Raw genomic sequence first — 444 nt, 5'->3', positions numbered from 1 at the left:
GGACAGGGTCTTCGGAGTGCTCCGCGCGGAGCACGTCGAGGAGCCGACCAACTGGTCGAGGCGCTACAAGGCGAACCTCGAGAAGCTCCACAGTGGCGACGTCATGAAGGTGGCCGAGGTCGTCCGCGACCTGTGGCGCCGCGAGCGTGACCGCGGTCTGTCGGCAGGCGAGAAGCGGATGCTCGCCAAGGCCCGCCAGATCCTGGTCTCCGAGCTCGCGCTCTGCGAGAACACCAACGAGGACAAGGCCGAGACCATTCTCGACGAGGTGCTCGCCTCCTGAGCCACTGAGCGACCGAGGCAGCCTCACGCTGCAGCTCGACGACGTCATACGGTGGGTTCGATGAACCCGCATCCGTATGACGTCGTCGACATTTCGGCCCCGGTCGCCGGGATCGTGGTGGAGGAGGGCCGTGGCGCGCTCCCGTTCCGCCTGATCCACGG

The 444-nt window shown here is 67.1% G+C and carries 1 protein-coding gene; it reads left to right on the top strand.

Annotated features, from left to right (window positions below; translation table 11 throughout):
- A partial coding sequence (locus D7Y13_RS42975; RefSeq protein ID WP_369333608.1) for a CarD family transcriptional regulator occupies positions 1-283 on the top strand: 283 nt, incomplete at its 5' end.
- Positions 284-444 lie beyond the last annotated feature (161 nt).

Source organism: Corallococcus praedator (assembly GCF_003612125.1).
In the GTDB taxonomy this organism is placed as follows: Bacteria; Myxococcota; Myxococcia; order Myxococcales; family Myxococcaceae; genus Corallococcus; species Corallococcus praedator.
Note: the sequence above shows the minus strand (reverse complement) of the source record. Positions and strands in the feature narration are given on the sequence as shown.